Origin of the sequence: Armatimonas rosea (assembly GCF_014202505.1) — a bacterium.
Classification (GTDB): domain Bacteria; phylum Armatimonadota; class Armatimonadia; order Armatimonadales; family Armatimonadaceae; genus Armatimonas; species Armatimonas rosea.
In genome coordinates this window covers 763448-785124 of the sequence record NZ_JACHGW010000002.1, presented here as the reverse complement: position 1 = coordinate 785124, position 21677 = coordinate 763448, and the positions used below count along the sequence as shown (strand labels likewise).

The following is a 21677-nucleotide window of genomic DNA, read 5'->3' as shown; positions in this document are numbered from 1 at the left end:
AATTGGTCTCTGCGTCCACGGGACGCATTTCTCGGGAGCCGGGTACTTCAATGCCCGGCCCCCTCGGTTGAGTAGGTATAATTTAAACTATGAGCGATGCAAAAATGACACGACGAACCCTCCTGCGAGGCGCGGGAGTCGCACTGGCGCTGCCCTATCTTGAGGCAGTGGCGTTTGCCCAGACCGGGAAAGTGGCCGGAGAGGCTCCTCTACGCATGGCGTTCCTGTTCGTGCCCAACGGCATCAACATGGCCCACTGGACCCCCGACTACGAGGGCAACCTGACCACACTTCCCTCGACCCTGGAGCCGCTGGCGGGGATGAAGGACCACTTCAATGTGCTCACCGGCCTCACCCAGAACTGGGCCTTTGCCCACGGCGACGGCGGCGGGGACCATGCACGCTCCGCGGCGGCCTGGCTAACCGGCTGCAAGCCCAAGAAGACCAGTGGTGCCGATATCAAGGTGGGCCTCTCCGCCGACCAGCTCGCCGCGGCCAAGCGTGGCCACCTCACCCGTTTTCCCAGCCTAGAGATCGGCTGTGAGCGCGGTGGCCTTGCCGGCGACTGCGACTCGGGCTACTCCTGCGCCTACTCCAACACGATCTCCTGGCGCACCGAGGCCTCCCCGATGGCCAAAGAGACCGACCCGCGGCTGGTCTTTGAGCGCCTCTTCGGCGGCGAAGATACCAACGAGAGCGCCGAGGCACGGGCTGCACGCCAGCTAAACAGCAAGAGTATCCTGGACTTCGTCCTGGAAGATGCCAAGGCCCTCCAAGGCCGCCTCGGGGCCCACGACCGCCACAAGATGGACGAGTACTTCACCGGCATCCGCGAGATCGAGCGGCGCATGGCGTTCCTGGAGAAGGCGGGCAAGGAGACCGGAGTCAGCGGCGAGGCACTCAAGGCCCGCATGTCCGGCGGCCTCCCCGACTACGCCGACCATGTCAAGCTCCTGGGAGATATGATGGTGCTGGCGTTCCAGGCCGATATCACCCGCATCTCCACCTTCATGTTCGCCAACGAGGGCTCCAACCGCGCCTACAAGCAGGTCGGGATCAACGATGGCCACCACGAGACATCGCACCACGGCCGCAACCCCGAGAAGCTGGAGAACCTCAAGAAGATCAACCGTTTCCACGTGGAGCAGCTAGCCTATATCCTCCAGAAGATGCAGAGCATCAAAGAGGGCAACCGGACCCTGCTCGACAACACGATGATGGTCTACGGCGGTGGGATCAGCGACGGTGACCGGCACAACCACGACGATCTCCCGCTCCTGCTGATCGGCGGCGGCGGTGGAACGATCCAGGGAGGCCGACACCTGAAGTACAAGAACGGCACCCCGATGACCAACCTGCTGATTACGATGCTGGACCGCTACGGTGTCCCCGGCGAGACCCTCGGCGACTCCACCGGAAAGCTCCAGCAGCTCTTTTAGCCCCCCCGATTGGAACGGGGGGGCTGGAGAGCCTGCGGCTACGAAGGCCGTTCCGGCCATACCGAATTATGGGCGGCACGCCCTTTGTAGCGCGAAGTGCTCGCCAGTCCGGCCGTTCCAATCGGCCGGAGCTCCCGTCCCCCCGCTCCAACCGGGGGGATTCGTGTTAAAATACCTCCCGATGGCACGTAAAAATCGTCTGGCCGAAGCATTCAAGGAGAACTACAACGTCGTTGGGCTAGCGGGTGCCGCGGCGCTCTCCGCCGCCCTCCTCAACCCGATCCCCCTCCTCATCGGGGCCGTGGCCGAGGCTGCGTACCTTCTCTTTGTCCCCGACTCCCGCTGGTACCAACAGCGCCTCTCCCAGCGCTTCGATGCTGAGGTGAACGCGCGCCGCAAGAAGCTCCGCGATCAGGTTTTCTCTGTCATCTCCGAGAATGTCCAGGAGCGCTTCACCCGCCTCGAAGACATCCGCGCTCAGCTCGATGGCCACCCCCTCTCCCAAGAGACCTGGATGCGCGAGGTCTGCCGCAAGCTAGACTACCTGCTGGAGAAGTTTCTCCTCTTCGCCCGCCGCGAGGTGGAGTTTGCCCAGTACCTGGAGAATGTCTACGCCGAGGTCGTGGTCGGGCTCAAGGGCAAGCGGCGCGACAAAGACGGTCCCCCCATCCCCAACGAGGACCGCGCCCGCCGCATGGTCACCACGATCCAGGAGCGCTTCGACGATGAGATCGCGCAGCTGGAGAAGAAAAACGAGGACGATAGCAATACGCAGGCGGTTCTGGACAAGCGCAAGGAAGTGCTGACCCAGCGCCATGAGTATGTCGGGCGGATCGGGCGGATTCTTACCAACCTGGGCCACCAGATGCAGCTCCTTGAGGACTCCTTTGGCCTCATCAACGACCAGATTCGGGCAAGGCCACCGGAGCAAGTCCTGGCCGATATCGAGGGCGTGGTAACGCAGACCGATGCGATGACCAATCTATTAGATGAGATCGCTGCCTACGACGATATGTCGCGCCGTTTTGATTTATAGTAAGGTAAAAATAACACATGCCAATTACGGATAAGCTTCGTAAAGCCGTCGGGCTTTTTGTGGTGATGGACGAGCCCACGGAAGAGACTCCGCCCCGTCTGAACTTCTCCGAGCCCGCCGCAACCCCGACCCAGGCCCCGAGCGCCGAGATGTCCGAGCTCGACCGCAAGCTCGCCGAGATCGAGAAGCGCTCTCAAGCAATAGCAGCAGGAGCCACGGGAGCCACACCGCCGCCGCTTCCCCAGACAGTCGAGCAGCTTGTCCGTCAGAGTGCAGGCCCGAACCTCGATGAGATCAAGGTCTCGGCGGAGCAGACCTCGGGCGCGCTCCTCCCGGATGGCAAGGTCGATGTACAGGCGATCTACGCCGGGGCGAAGCTCCCGGCGGTTACCTTTGGTGCCGAGCAGACCCGCGAGCTTCTGAGTAAGCTCCCTCCCGGGCTCTCGCTAGACATGCAGCGTCAGATGGTCGCGGCGACTCTCACCACGATGGGCGCGACCATGGGGGCCAGCGCCGAGACCATTGTCGCCGACGCGTCGCGTAAGCTCGCCGCGCTCGCCGCCTATGTCACCGACCTCCAGAAAGTGACGTCGGAGCGGGTTAGCTACGCCCAAGCGGAGATCGAGGCCCTCGAAGCGCGGATTGCGGAGCAGAAGAGCATCATCGCCAGTACGCAGCAGCAGCTCACCACCGCCCAGACCCAGTGTGAGGCTGAGGCGGACAAGATCGACGATATCCTAGAGTTTTTCAGCCTCGATACCGGCCCCTCAAAATACGCCGCGGGCATGCAACCAACCCAAACGCCACGTGTCTGATTCCGCTGTAGAAAGTAAAGGAGGCTAAAAAATGCCACAACTTACCCCCGCTGGAAAAGCGGTTATTTTAGTTCTAGTAATCGGCGGTGCCGTCGGTGCCTACCGCCTCTTTGGAGGCAAGGCCAAAGATGGTCCGAGTTCTCAGAATGTCCCGCCCATCGTACTGCCTAGTGCAGGCCCAGGCACAGAGCCCGATAAAGGCGTCGGTGACTTCTCCGTGACGATGCCTGGGAAAGAGCCCGGCTGTACGGAGCTGCCTGAGGTTCGTCTGCTGGGCTATGCCTGGAACGCGCACATGGGGCTCCACTTTGCCAACGGCGGGCCGCAGGCGACCAAGGGAAGCCTGATGTGCCAGAACGGGGTCAACCTCAAGTTCGCCCGCCAGGACATGAACGATAAGCTCACCGAGGCGCTCGTGACCTTTGCGACCGCGCTCTCCCGCGGCGAGAAGAACCCCACCGTCGGGGCGCACTTTGTCACGGTCATGGGCGACGGTTCCGCGGCGTTCCTTAAGGGCGTGGACGATGCCCTGGCCAAGATCGGACCGGAGTACCGGCCCAAGGTGATCGGGGCGATTGGCTTCTCCCGCGGCGAGGACAAGTTTATGGGCCCCGCCGACTGGAAGAAAGACCCGCAGAGCGCACGCGGCGGCGTGATCGCGGGGGTCCTGCGCGACGGCGACTGGAATATCGCCCAGAAGTGGATCGGGGACAACGACCTCAAGACCAACCCCGACGAAAAGACCTACGACCCGGATGCGATCAACTGGATCAACACCAGTGACTACCTCGACGCGGGCGAGAAGTACATCACCGGCTACACCGAGGAGCGTGATGTGGTGCGCAATGGCAAGAAGACCGGCCAGCGGATGAAGATCAAGGTCGATGGCGTGGTCACCTGGACCCCCGGCGATGTCAATGTCGCGCAGAAAAAAGGCGGTCTTGTCTCCATTGTCTCCACCAAGGAGTACGCCAGCCAGATGCCCTGTGTCATTATCGGGGTGGACAAGTGGTGTAAAAACAACCGCCCGATTGTCGAGGGCTTGCTCAAGGCCGCCCTCTCCGGCGGCGAGGCGGTCCAGAAGAACGACCAAGCTCTTGGACAGGCAGCGGAGATCAGCGCCGCGGTCTACAAAGAGAGCGATGCCGCCTACTGGAAGAAGTACTACAAGGGTGTGACGGAGAAAGACAAGACGGGCCTCGATGTGGAGCTGGGCGGCTCCCGGGCCAATAACATCTCCGATGCCGCCTATACCTTCGGGCTAGGACAGGGCTCGGCGAACCTCTACGCCGCCGTCTACAAGGTCTTTGGGGATCTCGTGGTCAAGCAGTACCCCGAGGTTGTGAGCGGCTACCCACCCGCAGACCAGATCCAGGACCTCTCCTACCTCAAGGCCGTGGTCGCCAAGGCCGGCTCTGGTGCTGTGAGTGTCGCCCAAGCCGGTGGTGCGGTTCCCACGGTCACGGCAAGAGCGACCGGCAACACCAACGAGGGCTCGAAGAGTAAGTGGCCCATTCAGTTTGTCACCGGGCGAGCGGAGTTCAATCCCACCTCCATCAAGGACCTGGAGAAGCTCAAGCGCAACCTGCTAGTCGCCTCGAACATGGTGGTGGAGATCCACGGCCACACGGACAATGTCGGCGATCCCGCCAAGAACATGCAGCTCTCCGAGGCGCGTGCCTTCGCCGTGAAGACATGGCTGGAGAAGCAAGCTCCCGTTAACTTCAAGGGGCGCATCAGTGTCTTCTCGCATGGCCAAACCCAGCCGCTTGCTCCCAATACGACCGAGGACGGCAAGGCGAAGAACCGCCGTGTCGAGATTATCCTGAAAGCCAACTAGGCATCTCATGGGAATCTTCACCCCCAATAAAGTCATCTCCCCGGCAGCCTTTCGGCTCGTTCTGCTCGGGGAGCTGGCGCTCTTTTTCCTCTTTTGGCTCCTGTCCCCCTTTAAAGTGCTACCGCGCCCAGGCGAGGTACTCTCCGCGCTAGGCGCGCTCTGGCGCGGTGGGATCGGGCAGGAACTGATCGTGAGCACAGGACTGTTTCTCCAGGCACTTGCCCTCTCGACCGTGATCTCCGCAAGCCTGGCCTACCTGACTGTCCTTCCGGTCTTTCGCCCCCTCGCGCTCGTGGTCTCGCGGGGCCGTTTTCTGTCCCTGGTCGGCTTCTCGGTGGTCTTCACCCTCCTGCTTGGCGGGGATCGGCCCGTGAAGCTGGCGATGCTGACCCTGGGAATGAGTGTCTTTCTGCTAACCAGTATGCTCGCCATTATCGCCGAGATCCCCCGCTCCCAGTACGACTACGCGCGGACCCTGCGGCTCTCCGAGTGGCGCGTGGTCTGGGAGGTGGTGATCCGTGGCACCCTAGACAAGTTCCTGGATGCCGTGCGCCAGAACGCCGCGATTGCCTGGACTCTCCTCCCCATGGTGGAGGCCCTCTACCGCAGCGAGGGCGGGCTTGGAGTGGCGCTTGATATCGAGCGCAAGTACTTTCACATGGACAAGGTCTATGCCATCCAGATTATTGTCCTGTGCGTGGGGCTCCTCCAAGACTACGCCGTGGGCCTGATCCGGCAGATTATCTGCCCCTGGGCCGACCTCAACAAAGAGCGGAGCGATGCATGAGCACTGCCTATGAGATCCGGGAGACCCTGCTCAAGCTAGAGGGCATCTCCCATAGCTACAACGGCCGCCCGATCTTAAAAGAGGTCAACGCCGAGGTGAAGAATGTCCATATCCCCGGACGAGAGCAAGGCCAGATTGTCGGGCTCCTGGGGCCGTCGGGGGTGGGCAAGACCACGCTCTTTCGCATCCTCGCCGGCCTGATGGAGCCCACCAGCGGCAAGGTTCTGCTCGGTGCCGACGCCCATCCGGTCAAGCGTGGAACGGTCGGGGTGGTGGCGCAGGACTACCCGCTCTTTACCCACCGTACCGTCCTCTCCAACCTCCTGGTCGCCACCAACAACGACTCCGCCAAGGCGCTGAACATGCTGGAGCGCTTTGGGATGGCCGAGCACGCAAAAAAATATCCCAGCCAGCTCTCGGGGGGGCAGCGCCAGCGTGTCGCGATCGCCCAGCAGCTGCTCTGCTCCGAGTTTCTGGTCCTGATGGACGAGCCTTTCTCCGGCCTCGACCCGGTCGCGGTCAAGAATGTCATCAAGCTCTTGGGCGAGGCGGCAGCGGTCGACGAGCACAAGACCTTTGTCCTCGTGACCCACGATATCGAGGCGGCGATCGAGACCTGCGACACGCTCTGGCTCCTGGGGCGCGACCGCGATCCGGCGGGTCAGCCGGTTCCGGGCGCACGTGTCCAGAGAGTGATCGACCTCATGGCCTGTGGCCTTGCGTGGCGTGAGAGCATCACCAGCGACCCCGAGTACCTCCGGGTCCTGAGCGAGATCCAGGCACTCTTCCCACAGCTCTAGCAGGAAAATCGACGCGCACTGTTGAACTCAGACAGTATGAAGCGACGATATTTTCTGATGATGATGGCCCTGGGGGCGCTGACGCTCACCGGGTGCCCGAGTAGCAACACCAGCGCGGGCGGCGATACCGCGGCTCCTGCCACGGGTGATAAGCCTGCCGCCGCCGCAGGTGATATCAAGATCGGGTTCGTGGTCAAGGACTCCGCCGAGCCCTGGTTCCAGACCGAGTGGAAGTTCGCCGAGGAGGCGTCGAAGAAGTATGGCTTCCAGCTCATTAAGATCGAGGCCAAGGACGCCGAAGGGGTCGATAGCGCGATCAATAATATCGCCGCTCAGGGCGCCAAGGGACTGGTGATCTGCACTCCGGATACCAAGCTAGGAACCACGATTGTCGCCAAGTGCAAAGAGAAGAACATCAAGCTCCTGACAGTCGATGATCGCCTGCTCGGCCCCGATGGCAAGCCCCTCACCGATGTCCCCTACCTGGGAATCTCCGCCCCCGAGATCGGCAAGAGCGTCGGCGAGGCAATCGCCGAAGAGGCCAAGAAGCGTGGCTGGAACCTGGCCGAGGTCGGGGCGGCGGTGTTGACGGTCGATGAGATCGAGACCTGCAAGCAGCGCACCGATGGCGCAAGTGAGGCCCTCAAGGCCGCAGGCTTCCCGGAGAAGAACTTCTTCCTCAGCGCCTGGAAGAAGCCCCAGCAGATGGAGACCGCAGTCAATGCCGCTAATATCATCCTGACCCAGCACCCCGAGATCAAGAAGTGGGTCGCGTACTCGTCCAACGATGACGGTGTCCTGGGCTTTGTCCGTGCCACTGAGCAAAAAGGGATCGCCCCGGAGAATGTCATCGGGATCGGGATCAATGGCACCAGCGGCAAGGACGACCTGAAGAAGGCCAAGACCGGCTTCCATGCATCGGTTCTGCTCTCCGCCCGCACCCACGGCTTCTCGACCGCGGAGGCGATGTACAACTGGATCAAGGACGGCAAGGAGCCCGCCAAGGAGACCTACACCAAGGGCACCCTGATCGACCGCACCAACTTTGTCGCCAAGCTCAAAGAAGAAGGCATCGAGTAGAATCGCCCCGTTGAGATCGCCCCGATAAACCGGGGCGTCTCGCCCCCGTTAGAGGGGGGCGTCTCGCTGTCCTCGTGCCTCGGACACAAAGGGCTCCGCCCATACCCCCTTCGCGAAGCCGGAGGGGGTCGCCGTCTCAGCGGCGGGGGGAGGCATGTCCCCCCCTCCAACGGGCGGGATCATAAAACTATGCTCGACTTTCAAAACCTCTCGAAAGCCTTTCCGGGTGTCCAAGCGCTCTCGGAGGTCTCGTTCTCGGTAGCCGGTGGCAGTGTCCACGCGCTCTGTGGTGAGAACGGGGCGGGCAAGTCCACGCTCCTGAAGATCCTCTCGGGGATGTACAAGCCCGACACGGGACAGCTCGTGCTCGAGGGCCAGCCCCTGCGCTTTGGCTCGCCCTTCGATGCCATCCAGGCCGGTGTCGCAGTGATCTACCAGGAGCTGCATCTCGTGCCGGAGATGACGGTGGCAGAGAATGTCTTTCTGGGGCACCTCCCCGCCAAGACCGGCTGGGTCGATAAGCGCAACTTGGTATCCCAGACCGCCGCGAAGCTGGAGGAGCTGGGGATTGTCCTCGATCCGCAAGCCAAAGTCGGGGAGCTCTCGCTGGCGCAGCGACAGATGGTAGAGATCGCCAAAGCGCTCTCCCGCGATGCCAAAGTGATCGCCTTCGACGAGCCCACCAGCTCTCTCTCAGCCCGCGAGGTGGAGACCCTCTTTGCCATTATCGCCAAGCTCAAGGCACAAGGGAAGGCGATTCTCTATGTCAGCCACCGCATGGACGAGATCTTTGCCATCTGCGACACGGTGACGGTCCTGCGCGACGGCAAGCATATCGAGACGATCCCCAGCGCCCAGACCGATGCGGCGGGTGTGGTCAAGAGCATGGTGGGGCGCGATATCGCCGATATCTACGGCTGGCGCCCCCGCACCGCCGGAAGTGTCGTGCTGGAGAGCCATGGCTTGCGGGTGCGTAGTGGAGAGATCCTGGGCATCTTTGGGCTGGTCGGTGCCGGCCGCACGGAGCTGCTCAAGGAGCTCTACGCCAACCCAGCCAAGAGCATCCAGAGCGGCATCTGCCTCTGCCCCGAGGACCGCAAGAAAGAGGGCATTGTCCCCGTGCGCTCAGTGGCCGAGAACATCAACCTCTCCGCGAGGCGGCGATTCTCCAAGCTAGGCTTCTGGATCAACGAGCCCGCAGAGCGTGACAATGCCACCCAGCAGGTCGAGGCGATGCGTGTCAAGACCCCCAACTTAGAGCAGCAGATCGGGCTTCTCTCGGGGGGAAACCAGCAAAAGGCGATCCTGGGGCGCTGGCTCAGTGAGGACGTCAAAGTGCTCCTGCTCGACGAGCCTACCCGTGGGATCGATGTGGGAGCCAAGCGAGAGATCTATGATATTTTGTACGACCTATCGGAGCGAGGTGTGGGCGTGGTAATGATATCGTCGGACCTACCGGAGGTGCTGGGCGTGGCGGACCGTGTGCTGGTCATGCGCCAGGGCACGTTCTCCGCAGAGCTCACGCGCGAGGAAGCGACTCCCGAGAAGTGCCTCGCCGCCGCGCTTCCCATTGGGGATGCCTCCCCCTCCAGCTTCGCGAAGGGGGTGGATCAATGAAAAAACTCTGGCAACAAAATGGGATGCTACTGGTCTGCGCCCTGCTCTTTCTGGTGCTCTCCTTCACGGTTCCCAACTTCGCCACGGTCGAGAACGCCAAGGGGCTGACCATGTCGGTCACGACTGTGGGAATTGTCGCCTGCACGATGCTCTTCTGCCTCGCGGCGGGGGACTTTGACCTCTCGGTCGGCTCGGTTGTGGCGCTGGCGGGCGTGGTCGCGGCGACCGTGATCAACAAGACCAATAGCATCCCCCTCGCGATTGCGATTCCCATCGCTCTGGGCTTTGGGATCGGGGCGGTCAATGGCTTTGTGATCGCGCGGCTGGGTATCAACGCCCTCATCACCACCCTCGCCACCATGCAGATCGTCCGCGGGATCGCCCGCCTCCTCGCCGATGGGTCGTCGATTGGCATCAGCAACGAGGCCTTTGGCAAGCTCGGACAGCTCAAGCTCTTGGAGTTCCAGTCGCCGGTCTGGGTGATGGTGCTGTGCTTTGTGGTCTTTGGGCTACTGCTCAACAAGACCATCTACGGCCGCAACACACTCGCCATCGGGGGCAACGCCGAGGCGGCACGGCTCTCGGGGGTCAATGTGGCGCGCACCAAGATCCTGATCTTCGCCGTGCAAGGCGCGATCGCCGCACTCGCCGGTGTCCTCCTCGCCTCGCGGGTCTCGTCGGGGCAGCCCAACACCAGCGAGGGGCTAGAGCTGCAAGTGATCTCCGGCTGCGTGCTGGGCGGCGTCTCGCTCACGGGCGGCGTCGGCACGATCAGCGGGATGATTGTCGGGGTGCTGATCATGGGCGCGGTGCAGAACGCCATGAACTTGCTCAATATCCCGACCTTCTGGCAGCTCGTGGCCAGCGGCGCGATCCTGCTGACGGCCGTCCTGCTCGATAAGCTCAAGAACCGCCGTCGCGTGTGATGGCAACCACGCACCTCTATATCGCCCAAAGCCTGGATGGCTTTATCGCCACGGAAGACGGCAGCGTGGGCTGGCTGGATGCCTTCCAGGATGCCGACTATGGCTTTGCGGAGTTCGAGCGCTCTGTGGATGCCCTCGTCATGGGCCGCGTGACCTACGAGCAGGTGCGTGGCTTTGGGGCATGGCCGCATCCGGGTAAGCCCTGTATCGTCCTGAGCCACAGCCCCGCGGTCGGGGAGCACCCAGAGGGCGTCGTCTTCCGCACCGCTGTCCCCACCGACCTCACCGGCAAGGTCTGGCTGGTGGGGGGACGGCAAGTGGTCCATAGCTATCTGGCGGCGGGCCAGTTCGATATCCTAGAGCTCTTTGTCATGCCGACACTCCTGGGTACGGGTATTCCCCTCTTCACCGGCGGCACGCGGCCTCACAAGGCCACTTTAAGCGAGCACACCATCTACCCCAACGGTGTCGTGCGCCTTGTCTACGACCTGAACCAGCGCTGAACTCTGCGTACCCAGCTCTCTGGCGGTTCCACAGGCGAAGGCTTTGGGAGTTCCGCCGGCAACGGCAGATTCTCAGCCTCCGCGCTCGCCATCGCGGTGAGCGGCAGGTCCTTCAAGTGCGCCGTTGCCTGGTCGAGTGTCTCGATGAGCTCGCGGAGCTGGCGACGTTTGCGGGGAAGGATGAAAAACCGCCGCGACTCTTGCTCCAAGCGCGGGAGCACCGTGCGCATCCCCGGCTGTGGGACGCGCCGCGCCAGGCCCACGAGCGCTTCCTGCACCACCTCTAGCTCCGCGCCGCGCTCCTCCCAGAGTGCCACCAGCACCAAAAACGCCGTCAGTCCCCCCTGTGTCTTCAGTGCCGCCCGTGCAGCCCGCACCACGAGCTGCGAGCGGTCCGCCAGCGCGAGCGCTAAGAATGCCTGCCCCTGCTCGGTGGGGTGCCGCGCCAGCACATGCACCGCCTCAGCGCGCACATGGCGCCAGGAGTCGGTGAGCAGGACCCAGCCAAGGAACAAGAGGGTTTCGGGATCGGGCAGCTTCTCTGCTAGGTGCCGCACGAACTCTTGCCGCTGCTTGTGCTCCTTTCTGGCTCCCCGCAAGTGCTGCTCACAGGGCACGCGCCATGCCTGTGAGAGCTGCTCGTCCCATAAAAAGAGCTTCGTGCCCACCTTGATGATCCCCTGTGTCTCTAGCACACGAGTGGTCTTCGGGTAGCGGCTTAGGTCAATCATCCATCGCCTCGACGATGCGGATGAGCGTCCAAAGGTCTTCCGTAGAGCTGCTCATGGAATTTGATCCTCAGCAGGAACAGGGAGATCGTCGGTGGTATTTGGTACTTCAACAATGCATGGTAGGTTCTTCCACGGTGCTGTCGCCTCCTCAATCAGCCGAGCAACGAGTGCGAACTCTTTGGGAGGAAAGGCGCCACTTAAGAAGTTCTTCTTAACCTTCAGCAGAGGAAGTGCCTCGCGGAGCTGCGGTGTGGGCTGGTGCTGGGCAAGGTTTCCCAGCGCCGTTGCGGCAAGATACGAGGCCTCGCTACCTACTTTTGAGTGCCCCTCCCCTTCCCAGTAACGCCAACAGCCTAAAAAAGGCAGCAGTAGAGCGATATCGCCCGGTGTTGCCTGCTCGCCGATGCTTCGCACCAAGTGTAGTACTGCCTGATTTAGACTTCGATTATTGAGATTCCAGCGCCAGTACTGAACAATTGTCTCCATCACCAAAGGCTCTCTTGTGCCAATCGCAACCAGTGCAGAAAGCAGAAGCATTGTCTCAGGTTCGGCCTTAGGAAGAGCTTCCCGCAGCAGAGGAACCGCGGCATCCCCTGCCTCGACAAGTCTTCCCAGAGCAATCAGCTGTTTTTTATAGTCGGGCTCTTGGAGCTGGGCTACCCAACGAACGATCTCACTGTAGGTCACTGGCTTTCCTCAAGGCATGGCGAGGCATCCGCGGGGAGCGGAAGGTCTGTGACGAGAGCAACGGGTGAGCTGGTGACAAGGGGGAGGTCTTGCCACTGCTCGGTGGCCTCTTCGATAGCAAGACGGGCACTCTTGAAGCCAGGTGGTAAAGGAACAACAACCGGTTTGAGCCACTTGAGTGCGCCCCGAAGGCTCGGTGTTGGGCGCGTTCGGGCGAGGTGCTCTAGTGCCATTGCCGCGGAGAGGGCAACATCATGGGTGGAGAGGTCATAACGCAGGCGCTGGATGAGCGCGATGAGGAGGGGGATGTCTTCAGTGGTCGCGGTTGCGGGGAGCTGCTTTGCGAGCTTGATCAAGGCACGGTTGCATGCCTGCTCGATATCCTGCCCACGCGTCTTGCGAATGGCGATCAGAGGCGCGATGGCACGCGTGTCTCCAATCTCGCCTAGTATCTCCGCCGCACGATAGCACAGTGTGGTGCTACCATTATCGAGCAGGTCCATGAGCGCAGGGACGGCTTCCTCTCCGATTGCGATGAGCGTTGCTGTTGCCGCTTGACGTGTCCCATAGTGAATGGAGCGAAGCGCTTGTATCGCGTCGGGCATATCCTCGAATGTGGGAACCACGACAGGAGCCGGAACAACGATCACGGGAGGAGTCCAGCCCGGCGAGAGAGTGCGCACTCGTGGGAGAAAGTCCTCCCAGATTATAGAGGGCATCTGTGACTGCTTGTAGCGCTTTGCGATCCGAACGAGCTCTTTTGCGGCCCACTCTTTTGGCAATTCCTGCCACTGCCACTCAGCTAAGATATCAAGAATTTGAGGGATTGGGGCACTCTCACGCAAGGCAAGACGGGCAACGGGCAAGACACCACGCTCATCACTAATACGGCTGAGGGCGGATGCAGCACGCAGGGCTGGCAACATTAGTTGGTGCACAACTACCATGATCAGCGCCTCAACAGCTTCTTTTCCCAGGGTAACTAACTCGTTCTCGGCTAGGCAGCGCTCTCTGTACTCGTCGTGGTTAAGCTTGTAGATAAGCTGCGTGAGCTTGGCACTAGCCATCGTTTTCCTCACGTGCCCGCACCGGAATAGGAAGGCTCTGTGAAGTGGGTGCGGAGGCCGCCGAAAGAGGCAAGAAGTTCTCTTCACCAAGAGCACGGGTAAGACGCTCAGAGAGAATGCGAAACTCTTTTGGTGTACCGATACTTGGCTGTAAGAGTGCACGCACTTGGTGTAGCTCTACCCATGGTGCACGCTCTGCACTGGCTACTAAAATCTCTGCAACCAAGACAGCCTCTCTTTGATACAAAATAGCACGACGGAGTCGCCGCAGCGCAGCTACTAAAGCAGTAATTGTTTCTATATCATCACGTGCCTCTAAAAAAGTAAGCAACTTTTTTAGAGGTTTACGGAACTCTTCGTATCCTTGATCGGGACTCTGCTGAGCGATTCGTACAAGCAAGTCTAAGCAGCAAGGCTCACCATATTCTGAAAGCAGCTGAGCATAACGTATTAGCGGCTGAAATGGTGGATACCCAATTCCTGGCTTATAAAACTCTTTTAATTTTTCTTCTGCGATGGTTATTATCCAAGGAATTGCCGCAGGGCCACATGCGAGAAGCATCTCCCTAGCAGATTCTCTCTGTGAAGCGACGCCATTTACATATAAAAGACATTGCAATCGGTACTGTTCAGGAGTCATTTTTTTGAGGTGATAAAGTTTGATATGAGGATGTAAGAATAAGAAGTGTCTTTTTAGAGTTATTCTGAGACTGTACAAAAATAGATAGACCTACAGCTTCTTTGCCCAGAGCAACTAACTCGTTCTTGGCCAGGCAGCGCTCTCTGTACTCATCGTGGTTAAGCTTGTAGATAGGCTGCGTGAGCTTGGCACTAGCCATCGTTTTGCTCGTTGATGGGTGGCGAGAGGTTCTTGCCGGCCCATTCTACATTTGTAGCAATAGGAAGATTCTCAATGGAGATAGCCATATCTGCAGGGAGTGGTAGCGTAGCCTCCGTGCCAAGTGCTGCATCGAGGCGCTTACGAAGTTGGGCGAACTCTTTGGGAACACCAAGCCCTGGACGAAGCAGCACACGGGTTTGGTGTAGCTCGGGACAGGGGACGGTCTCGGCGAGATTGACTAAAAGCCCCGCAATCTTGAGGGTCTCTGGTCCAAAGGAGAAGTTCTTGCGAAGCAGAAACCCTCCGGTCAAGAGCGCCTGAATGGTTGCGAGGTCATCGCGCACTTCTAAGCGCCAGAGAAGTCGAGCGAGAGGCATGTTGCGGCTAGTTGAGAGACGCACTTGTACTAATAATTCAATGGTACTCGGTTCGCCAAAAGCGGCGAGAAAGAGGGCAAGACGTTCTATCCGCCAATGTGCCTGTTCACCGGCAAAAAGCATACGTCGGTAGGTATCAAGGGCTTTCTCAACGGCCTCGTACACCTGAGGGAAAACAGCGCTGCCCTGTGCATAGAGTGTTTCTTCGGCGTACTTGCGCTGCGCTTCATCCCCCAAGGCAACCCACTGTAGCAATGTCGGTGTGTCCTCAGGCATCTTTGTCTTTGTTGGATGCAGGAAGCGGAAGATCCTTCTCGTTATTTTCCTGCGCCTGGGTAGGAATGGGAAAGTCTCCCCGAGGAAGCGAGGCGACCTGTGTCCGTAGCGTACTAGCGGCCTCTTTTAGAGCGCTGTGCCGCTCGAGTGCCTTTAGCTCTGGGAGGAGTTGTCGGAGTGCAGGGTGAGGAGAAAGTCCCGAGATCAGCGTCAAAACAGCCTGTCCTGTGAGATCGTCAACGGCAGTATCAATGGGTTTGAGCGCCTGTTTTAGATGCACCACGGTTGTCGGCGTATCCCAGTGCAAGATCGTATGGCGAATCGCATCCGTGGCGAGATAGAAACAATCAGCCGAGAAGGTATAGCGCTGCACCCCAATACATAAAAGTTCCCAGAGACAAGGGTGCTGTGCTGCTGCATTTCCCAGTGCTACAACAGTGGCTTCTCGTGGCTGGCTCTGGAGATCAGGAAAGAGCTCTATGGCAAGATTGAGCGCCTTCTCTTCCCGGGTAGATAAAGCCATGCGAAACTTTGCAAAGAACTTGTTTCGTCGGTACTTCTCCAGATTAAGCTCACTGAGGTAGTCCACAAGCCATTCGGTCGCGGATTGTTGCTGACGTGGATTTCCTGAAACAAAAAGCTGCACCTGGTGTGTACGTACTTGTGCATATCGCTCTTCGGCATCTTCTGTAAAAGGCTCGATGTGGTTGGGTTTATTTTGGTAGCTCATCAAATTTCTTGTCCGTGGTAAGGCTCTTCTTTTTCTCTCGTGCTGTCTATAGGAATCGGCAGTCCGGTAGAAGTTGCAGGAGCCTCGGCGGGGATAGGCAGGTTGTTTAAGTTCTTGAGCGCCCGCTTCATTTTCCAGTGGAGGGGAATGAACTCTAGGGGTGCATGATCTTGTTTTAGAACCACGGTCAGCTGCTCGATCACAGGAATCAGCTCACGTGCTGGCTGTGTCTCTGCAAGACGAAGGAGAGCCTTCATTGCGTGAAATGCCCTGCGATCTAAAATGGCTTGGATGCGATCTTGATCCAGCGTAAAGAACTGAGTAAACGACCGCCACTGTCGGTGTTTTATTCCCTGTTGTGCAAGCTGCATGAGATACGAAACTTGACAGAGCCCTGCATTGCGGCAGAATAGCGCGGTGAACTCTTCGTATGTGACAAGCCAGCCCTCGTGTGTGAGTAGCTTCCACTCCCACTGCGCGGCGTGACATCTCTCCAGGAGCGTTTCGATCCGCGATTCGAGGGCTGTCAGGTCACTCTCGGTCATGGCTTTGGCTTACGCACGGGTGCCTTTCGATCACTACGCTTGGTGCGCCCGACTGCCTGAAGCTCGTTCGAGTCTCGTCCAAACTGGACTTGTACTTCGTCGCGTGCCTCGATCATCCGCTGGGTAAAGAGACTCCCGGTCGCGTGGTAGTTATCGATTGCTCCGGCAAGCTCTGCACGAAGTTTGGTCACACGATTTGCCTTTGAGTCCATCTGCGCTTCTAGTGACCGTAGGGCATCGATGGAGAGATCAGGGTTACGGGGTGCATAGCCTGTGATTCCTTCAAGTGCAGCCAGTGACCGACGATCTTCAACAATGCGCGCTGCATTTGCTTGTGTTGCTATTAAAATAGCTCCTTTCAACTTTGAATGTGACTCCCCTATCATTGTAGGATGAGGCTCGCACATTCAATGTGCAGAGGTCATCTTTAAAGAATCACAGGTCATTTTAGCATACAACTCTCTCAGCTTTCAAGAATAGGCTCTGCATCAACAGGTATTGGCAGTGACTCTTGAATGCTCTCCTTTGCATCTGCTGGAATCGGCAAGCTGTTATTTGCGAGCGCAGCCTTTAGTCGTCGGCGCAGGCCTATAAACTCAAAAGGCCTTGCCAGGGTAAAGGTTAGCATGGGAAGTACTGCTCTCAGCTCTGGTTTTGGATCCTGCTCTGCCATACGGACAAGGCTTTGTGCAATAGCAAGCGCTTCTGTGGCATGCAGCTCGGTAACATATGCCGTCGCTACCCACTTTGGCTCTGCCCTCTGTAGAAGTGCAATGAGTGCAGCAATATCCTCCTCTGTCGCCCTATGCTCCAGTGCCATACGTATCTGATGCCAGTAGGCTTCTCCAAAGTGACGATTGGTCTGATACATAAAACGCACAAAGAGAGGAAGGCTGCGCGGGTCTGCATACTGGGCAAGCACGGCCATCAGTCGATCCATCTTTTCATATTCTGGCCGGTACTCTGTCTGGACAATACTCTGGAGCTCCGCCTCAATAAACTCCATGAGAAAGGGCACGATATCGCTTCCCGCATCTACCAGAGCCACCTGTGCTTTTACCCAGCCCGACTCCCGATGATAGATCGTGTAGAGGTATTTAACAACTTGCTCCCGCGCTAACGTCACTCTGTGGGTTCCTTTATGGGGATTGGCAAGTTATCATCGGTACTCATGGCAGCCTTTGAAGGGAGCGGCAAGCTCTCACTGGCAAGCGCTGCCTTGAGTCGTCCACGCAGGCCAATAAACTCTAAAGGAGCACTCGGTTTACTAAAGCCTGCCTTTAAGAGAGGAAGAACCTCACGCAGCTCTTGTCGTGGCTCCTGCTCTGCAATCTGAACCAGCACGTTAGCTACATAAGTGCTGTTTGTTTTAGCTAGAAACGCGATCAAAGCACTGAGGTCCTCTGTCTCGGCACGCTGTTGCAGCACGGGAACAAGCTGATGAAAAAACGAGACCTTGACTTCATTAAAGAGTGGCACGATACAATCGTAGAGTATCATAAGACTTTGTGGATCATGAAACTCTGTCAGTAACTCAGCAAGTCGTTGTAGAGGTTTTCGATTGGGAATAAACTGTCTACTAAGTATATTTCGTTCTTGCTCCACAAGCTTCATCAGCTCAGGAACTACCTCCCGGCCCGCCGCCAGCAAGATGGCGCGCGACTCTTCCCAGTTGTGTTCTTCGTTTCGTATCTTCTGAAGGTGCTCTTGAATTTGCTCCTGTGTCAGTGCCATTTACGATGCTCCTCTCCAGGGATCGGAAGATCGGTATGAGTTTGTGCTGCCTGCGCGGGGATGGGGAGAGTCCGCGTAGAGAGTGCAACTCTAAGCGCACTATGAAGGCGAAGGTACGCCAGCGAGGCGAGGTTGTAGCGTCGCAGGAGCGGCAGTGCATACGCGAGCTGTCGGTGGTGCTCAGGGTGGTTCATGGCAATACGCACGAGTGCCTGCCCAATCGCAAGCGAGAGTACGGTCTCTTTCAACGTGCCGATCAACCAGCGCAAGACAGAGATCAGGGCAGAGACATCGTCCTCTATGGCACGTTCTTCCAGTATCGCAACAGGCTCCAGAAACGGTGCCCGGTTGACCTGCTGCGCCACCCCGGCAAGCACTCGCAGGCTACTTGCAGACCCATAGCTCACGAGCAGGAACGCCATCCGTAGGACTCTTTGCCGTGCTGCCTCAGGTATCTCTTGGTAGACCTCATCTTTCCATGGTCTATGGGCATGTAGATACCGAACGATAGTCTGCACCAGCGGCTCCACTGCCTGCTCTCCGACAGCACGCAAGCGCTCCAAAGCCACTTCTTGCTGCTCCTCGCTACCATGCTCCAGCGCGGAGAGAATCTCACTGAGCTCATACTCTGTCATCGGGAGCCTCCACAGGAATCGGTAAGGCCTCTACAGTGCTCGGTGGTGCCTCTGCGGGAATCGGTAGGTTCTTCTTTGAGAGCGCTCCCTTCAGTAGTAAGCGTAGAGCAACAAACTCAACGGGCAAGTAGGGATGAAGCGTGAGCATGGGCAAGGCAGCACGTAGCTCGGGCCTGGGATCGCGCTCAGCAAGCTGAACTAGTGCCGCGGCCACCCAAACTGCATAGGTCGGGTGTACATTACAGATACGCTCTTCGTCTTTTCGGCCTGGCTTGGCATGTCGGAGAATATCTAGTAGCACGACAATGTCCTCCGAGCTCCCACGTTTTGCAGTCGCATGGAGCGCATCCTGAAAAATTGAATGGAGAATATAGTTGTTTTGAGTAACTCGAAGAAGAAACCAAAGACTTCGGGGACTGTTCAAGGCAACAAGGAGCTTCAGTCCTGCAACAAGTGTCTCGTGCGAGTATTTCTCTGCGTACGCAGGAGCATCGATACTTCCCTCCGCCAGAGTCTCAATAATAGGGGGAACCGCTCCCTCCCCCATCGCCAGCAGGTTTTGACGCGCATCTTCTCTCTCCTCAGGCGGCCCCTGAAGAAAGCGTTTGAGCTGAAGATGAGGATCGTCTTTCATAAGACACTCTAGCGCAGGTGCTCGACGAGGACATTGTTGTGGCGGGATCACATAAGACCAACCTGAGTCCATGGCGCAAAACGTCGATTGGCTTCATGATAGGTTCTTAATGGACAAGCGGCAAGTGGGCTCTTGTCCTACACCTCAAAGCTCCTGTAAAATCGATCCATGAAACTACGACCACTATTGTCGGCCCCGTGGGCAATTTCGCTGGTGTCGTTGGCAAGCCTGACCGTGGCAGCAGGATGTGGCGGTTCTTCGTCCAAGACCGGAGCAGAAGCCACACGCAGCGCCAGTGTCTCTTTAAGTATTCGCTGGCCGGAGCAGACGCGTCTCATTCCCGTGGGGGCGCAGAGCATTGCGATCGAGCTCCGGGATAGCGCCGGAGCCCTCCTTCTCCCTCTACGTGTGATCCCGCGCCCTACATCGGGCTCTACGTCCACCGTTGTCTTCAACAACCTAAGCCGTGGCGATATCGTGATCAAGGCAAGTGCCTATCCCACGACCACTGGTACCGGTGTGGCACAGGCACGTGGCACGGTCGGAGCAACACTCGTCAGTGGCCAGACAACCGCGGCGGCCTTAACCATGGACTCCACGATTGATCGTGTGGAGATCTACTCACCCGGCCCTCTCTCCTTCACCAAAGGCGGTCGGCTAGACCTCTTCGCCATTGCCTACAACAGTGCAGGAGAGTCGGTGTTTGTCGACAACAGCCAGTGGGAGTGGTCGATCAGCAATGGGACAGACTTCTTGTTCTACCCCTCGGGTGACTACGCCGCTGTGGAGTCCAATGCAATCGCCTTTACCTATATCACCCTGCGCGACAAGGAGTCGGGGAAGACGACAACGGTACCTGTCTTCAGCCACCGGACCAACAGCGAAAAGATTATCTTCACCAGCAATCGGGACGGGGATGAGGAGATCTATAGCATGAGTGCAGACGGCTCGGGAGTGCAGCGCCTCACCTCCACAGCCAACCGTGACGATCTTTCGATTCTCTCTCCCGATGGTAGTAAGATTGCCTATGCCTGCCAGCCAAGCTCCGATGGCGAGGTATGCATGATGAACACAGACGGCTCCGGCCAGGTCAATATCACCAATACTGCCTTCAACGATCAGCCTTTCTCTTTCTCTCCCGACAGTAAAAAAGTCGCGATAATGACAAATCGCTACTTAACGGGCGGATATGAGATCGCAACCATGAACTTAGACGGGACAGGAGTCACGCGGCTTACCAACAATACCAATATCGACGATGCCGCACCGATGTTCTCCCCGGATGGGAAGAAAATAGTTTTTACGAGTAAGCGTAATAACAATACAGATATCTACATTGTCAATGCAGATGGCACAGGAGAGAACCGACTTACCACCGATCCGAAATTTGATGAATCGCCAATGTTCTCCCCGGATGGGAAGAAAATAGTCTTTACCAGCTTTCGTAATACCTACAATGAGATCTACACAATGAACATTGATGGCACGAATCAAACAAGACTAACCAATGCAAATGAGGGCAACTACAATCCCATATTTTCTCCTGATGGCAAAAAGATACTTTTTGTCCGATTATACTATCTATTCTCACGAGATATCTGCATCATGGATGCAGACGGAAGCAATTTCAAGCGACTTACCAATAACTCCATTGAGGAGACGCGTCCAACATTCTCACCCGATGGCCAGTCGATTCTTTTTGAGAGCTACACTGCGGGCAAGGGCGAGCTCTATAAAATGAACCTAGATGGTACGGGCTTGATCAATCTGACGAATAATCCAGCCTCGGATAGCTACAGCTCCTGGCTCGGGTCGCGCAATGACTATAACCTGTTTTAAAAGATAGCATTGATTGCAGAGTACCAAGCCCGTTAATGGGATCGCAAGCAGGACATTCTATTCCTCTGACGGATTCCCCTCCGTAGGAATCGGAAAGTCCTGTGTTGCTTGTAGTGGTGTGGCAGGTATCGGCAGGTTTCTCTCACCAAGTGCTGCTTTGAGACGACGGTGGAGAGCAATAAACGAAACGGGTGTTTGAAGACTAGGTCTCAAAAAAGGCAATGCTGCTCGCAGCTCAGGTTTGGGATCGCGTTCTGCAATACGAATCAACGCTTTAGCAACAGCAATAATATCTTGTGCCATGACCTCTGAGCCACTGACGATTTTCCACTGAGGACGTGCGCGCATCAGTTCGAAGATAAGCGCTTGAATATCCTCCGGCTCTGCTCGTCTCGCCATAACATCCAGCACGTTTCCTAAAAAATCTGATCCCTGCCGGTTGACGACACTGGTGAGCTGGCTTACCTGCAAAAGGGGCCAGAGACTTCTTGGGTCATTAAACTCCGCCAAGAGCTCGGCCAACCGTAGGAGCTTTCTGTAGCTAACCACGGGAGCTACAAAAGTGGCCTTTTTTGCCTTCGTCATCTCCACCTCAATCTCTTCAAGGAGGCAGTGCACAGCCTCACCGCTTGACTTACGCAGAATCTCCCATGAGTCTTGCCAGCCGGGCTCGTGCTGATGAACGGCATGGAGATGATTGAAAATCTGCTCACGGGTGAGGCTCATGCAACGATTTTC

General features: G+C 57.9%; 24 protein-coding genes. 11 read left to right on the top strand and 13 right to left on the bottom strand.

Annotation, left to right across the window (positions count from 1 at the left end):
• Positions 1 to 89: 89 nt before the first annotated feature.
• From HNQ39_RS11520 to HNQ39_RS11475, 10 genes are all read left to right on the top strand, one after another.
• Positions 90 to 1439: a DUF1552 domain-containing protein gene (locus HNQ39_RS11520; RefSeq protein ID WP_184195669.1), complete on the top strand. Its 1350-nt coding sequence runs from the start codon at positions 90 to 92 to the stop codon at positions 1437 to 1439.
• Positions 1440 to 1620: 181 nt separating this feature from the next.
• Entirely contained in the window at positions 1621 to 2475 is an 855-nt protein-coding gene (locus HNQ39_RS11515) for a hypothetical protein (protein WP_184195666.1), read from the top strand.
• A gap of 17 nt (positions 2476 to 2492) precedes the next feature.
• Positions 2493 to 3290: a hypothetical protein gene (locus HNQ39_RS11510; RefSeq protein WP_184195664.1), complete on the top strand. Its 798-nt coding sequence runs from the start codon at positions 2493 to 2495 to the stop codon at positions 3288 to 3290.
• A gap of 31 nt (positions 3291 to 3321) precedes the next feature.
• Positions 3322 to 5130: an OmpA family protein gene (locus tag HNQ39_RS11505; protein ID WP_184195661.1), complete on the top strand. Its 1809-nt coding sequence runs from the start codon at positions 3322 to 3324 to the stop codon at positions 5128 to 5130.
• A 7-nt stretch (positions 5131 to 5137) separates the two neighbouring features.
• Positions 5138 to 5917, top strand: a complete 780-nt coding sequence (locus HNQ39_RS11500; RefSeq protein WP_184195658.1) for an ABC transporter permease — start codon at positions 5138 to 5140, stop codon at positions 5915 to 5917.
• Complete coding sequence (locus tag HNQ39_RS11495) at positions 5914 to 6717, top strand: ATP-binding cassette domain-containing protein (RefSeq protein WP_184195654.1); 804 nt, start codon at positions 5914 to 5916, stop codon at positions 6715 to 6717. Before HNQ39_RS11500 ends, HNQ39_RS11495 begins: the two co-directional genes overlap by 4 nt.
• A gap of 36 nt (positions 6718 to 6753) precedes the next feature.
• The gene (locus HNQ39_RS11490) at positions 6754 to 7797 is read left to right on the top strand and encodes a substrate-binding domain-containing protein (protein WP_184195651.1); all 1044 of its coding nucleotides are present in this window, start codon (positions 6754 to 6756) and stop codon (positions 7795 to 7797) included.
• Positions 7798 to 7986: 189 nt separating this feature from the next.
• Positions 7987 to 9414 carry an ATP-binding cassette domain-containing protein gene (locus tag HNQ39_RS11485; RefSeq protein WP_184195648.1) on the top strand — a complete coding sequence of 476 codons (1428 nt, stop codon included), beginning with the start codon at positions 7987 to 7989 and terminating at the stop codon, positions 9412 to 9414.
• Positions 9411 to 10340 carry an L-arabinose ABC transporter permease AraH gene (gene araH / locus HNQ39_RS11480; protein ID WP_184195645.1) on the top strand — a complete coding sequence of 310 codons (930 nt, stop codon included), beginning with the start codon at positions 9411 to 9413 and terminating at the stop codon, positions 10338 to 10340. Before HNQ39_RS11485 ends, araH begins: the two co-directional genes overlap by 4 nt.
• Positions 10340 to 10843: a dihydrofolate reductase family protein gene (locus HNQ39_RS11475; protein WP_184195642.1), complete on the top strand. Its 504-nt coding sequence runs from the start codon at positions 10340 to 10342 to the stop codon at positions 10841 to 10843. The genes araH and HNQ39_RS11475 overlap by 1 nt, the downstream gene beginning before the upstream one ends.
• Here HNQ39_RS11475 and HNQ39_RS11470 read toward each other — a convergent pair.
• The 12 genes from HNQ39_RS11470 to HNQ39_RS11415 all read right to left on the bottom strand — a co-directional run bounded on the left by HNQ39_RS11470 (position 10822) and on the right by HNQ39_RS11415 (position 19100).
• A complete protein-coding gene (locus tag HNQ39_RS11470; RefSeq protein WP_184195639.1) occupies positions 10822 to 11574 on the bottom strand; it encodes a HEAT repeat domain-containing protein in 753 nt (250 codons plus the stop codon). The genes HNQ39_RS11475 and HNQ39_RS11470 overlap by 22 nt on opposite strands.
• 51 nt (positions 11575 to 11625) lie before the next feature.
• Entirely contained in the window at positions 11626 to 12261 is a 636-nt protein-coding gene (locus HNQ39_RS11465; protein ID WP_184195636.1) for a hypothetical protein, read from the bottom strand.
• Positions 12258 to 13328 carry a HEAT repeat domain-containing protein gene (locus HNQ39_RS11460; protein WP_184195633.1) on the bottom strand — a complete coding sequence of 357 codons (1071 nt, stop codon included), beginning with the start codon at positions 13326 to 13328 and terminating at the stop codon, positions 12258 to 12260. Before HNQ39_RS11460 ends, HNQ39_RS11465 begins: the two co-directional genes overlap by 4 nt.
• Entirely contained in the window at positions 13321 to 13968 is a 648-nt protein-coding gene (locus HNQ39_RS11455; protein ID WP_184195630.1) for a hypothetical protein, read from the bottom strand. Before HNQ39_RS11455 ends, HNQ39_RS11460 begins: the two co-directional genes overlap by 8 nt.
• 191 nt (positions 13969 to 14159) lie before the next feature.
• The gene (locus HNQ39_RS11450) at positions 14160 to 14822 is read right to left on the bottom strand and encodes a hypothetical protein (RefSeq protein WP_184195627.1); all 663 of its coding nucleotides are present in this window, start codon (positions 14820 to 14822) and stop codon (positions 14160 to 14162) included.
• Positions 14815 to 15552 carry a hypothetical protein gene (locus tag HNQ39_RS11445; protein WP_184195624.1) on the bottom strand — a complete coding sequence of 246 codons (738 nt, stop codon included), beginning with the start codon at positions 15550 to 15552 and terminating at the stop codon, positions 14815 to 14817. The genes HNQ39_RS11450 and HNQ39_RS11445 overlap by 8 nt, the downstream gene beginning before the upstream one ends.
• Positions 15552 to 16097: a hypothetical protein gene (locus tag HNQ39_RS11440; protein WP_184195621.1), complete on the bottom strand. Its 546-nt coding sequence runs from the start codon at positions 16095 to 16097 to the stop codon at positions 15552 to 15554. The genes HNQ39_RS11445 and HNQ39_RS11440 overlap by 1 nt, the downstream gene beginning before the upstream one ends.
• Positions 16094 to 16288 (bottom strand): hypothetical protein, encoded by a 195-nt coding sequence (locus HNQ39_RS11435; RefSeq protein WP_184195618.1) that lies wholly within the window; start codon positions 16286 to 16288, stop codon positions 16094 to 16096. The genes HNQ39_RS11440 and HNQ39_RS11435 overlap by 4 nt, the downstream gene beginning before the upstream one ends.
• A gap of 272 nt (positions 16289 to 16560) precedes the next feature.
• Positions 16561 to 17223, bottom strand: a complete 663-nt coding sequence (locus tag HNQ39_RS11430; RefSeq protein WP_184195615.1) for a hypothetical protein — start codon at positions 17221 to 17223, stop codon at positions 16561 to 16563.
• Positions 17220 to 17831 (bottom strand): hypothetical protein, encoded by a 612-nt coding sequence (locus HNQ39_RS11425; RefSeq protein ID WP_184195612.1) that lies wholly within the window; start codon positions 17829 to 17831, stop codon positions 17220 to 17222. The genes HNQ39_RS11430 and HNQ39_RS11425 overlap by 4 nt, the downstream gene beginning before the upstream one ends.
• Positions 17822 to 18466, bottom strand: a complete 645-nt coding sequence (locus HNQ39_RS11420) for a hypothetical protein (protein ID WP_184195609.1) — start codon at positions 18464 to 18466, stop codon at positions 17822 to 17824. The genes HNQ39_RS11425 and HNQ39_RS11420 overlap by 10 nt, the downstream gene beginning before the upstream one ends.
• Positions 18453 to 19100, bottom strand: a complete 648-nt coding sequence (locus HNQ39_RS11415; RefSeq protein ID WP_184195605.1) for a hypothetical protein — start codon at positions 19098 to 19100, stop codon at positions 18453 to 18455. Before HNQ39_RS11415 ends, HNQ39_RS11420 begins: the two co-directional genes overlap by 14 nt.
• A gap of 168 nt (positions 19101 to 19268) precedes the next feature.
• On the opposite strand from HNQ39_RS11415, the gene HNQ39_RS11410 reads away from it, so the two are divergent.
• Positions 19269 to 20939, top strand: coding sequence for a DUF5050 domain-containing protein (locus HNQ39_RS11410; RefSeq protein ID WP_184195602.1), 1671 nt, complete (start codon positions 19269 to 19271; stop codon positions 20937 to 20939).
• Between the two features lie 57 nt (positions 20940 to 20996).
• Here HNQ39_RS11410 and HNQ39_RS11405 read toward each other — a convergent pair whose 3' ends face one another.
• Complete coding sequence (locus tag HNQ39_RS11405) at positions 20997 to 21665, bottom strand: hypothetical protein (RefSeq protein WP_184195598.1); 669 nt, start codon at positions 21663 to 21665, stop codon at positions 20997 to 20999.
• Positions 21666 to 21677 lie beyond the last annotated feature (12 nt).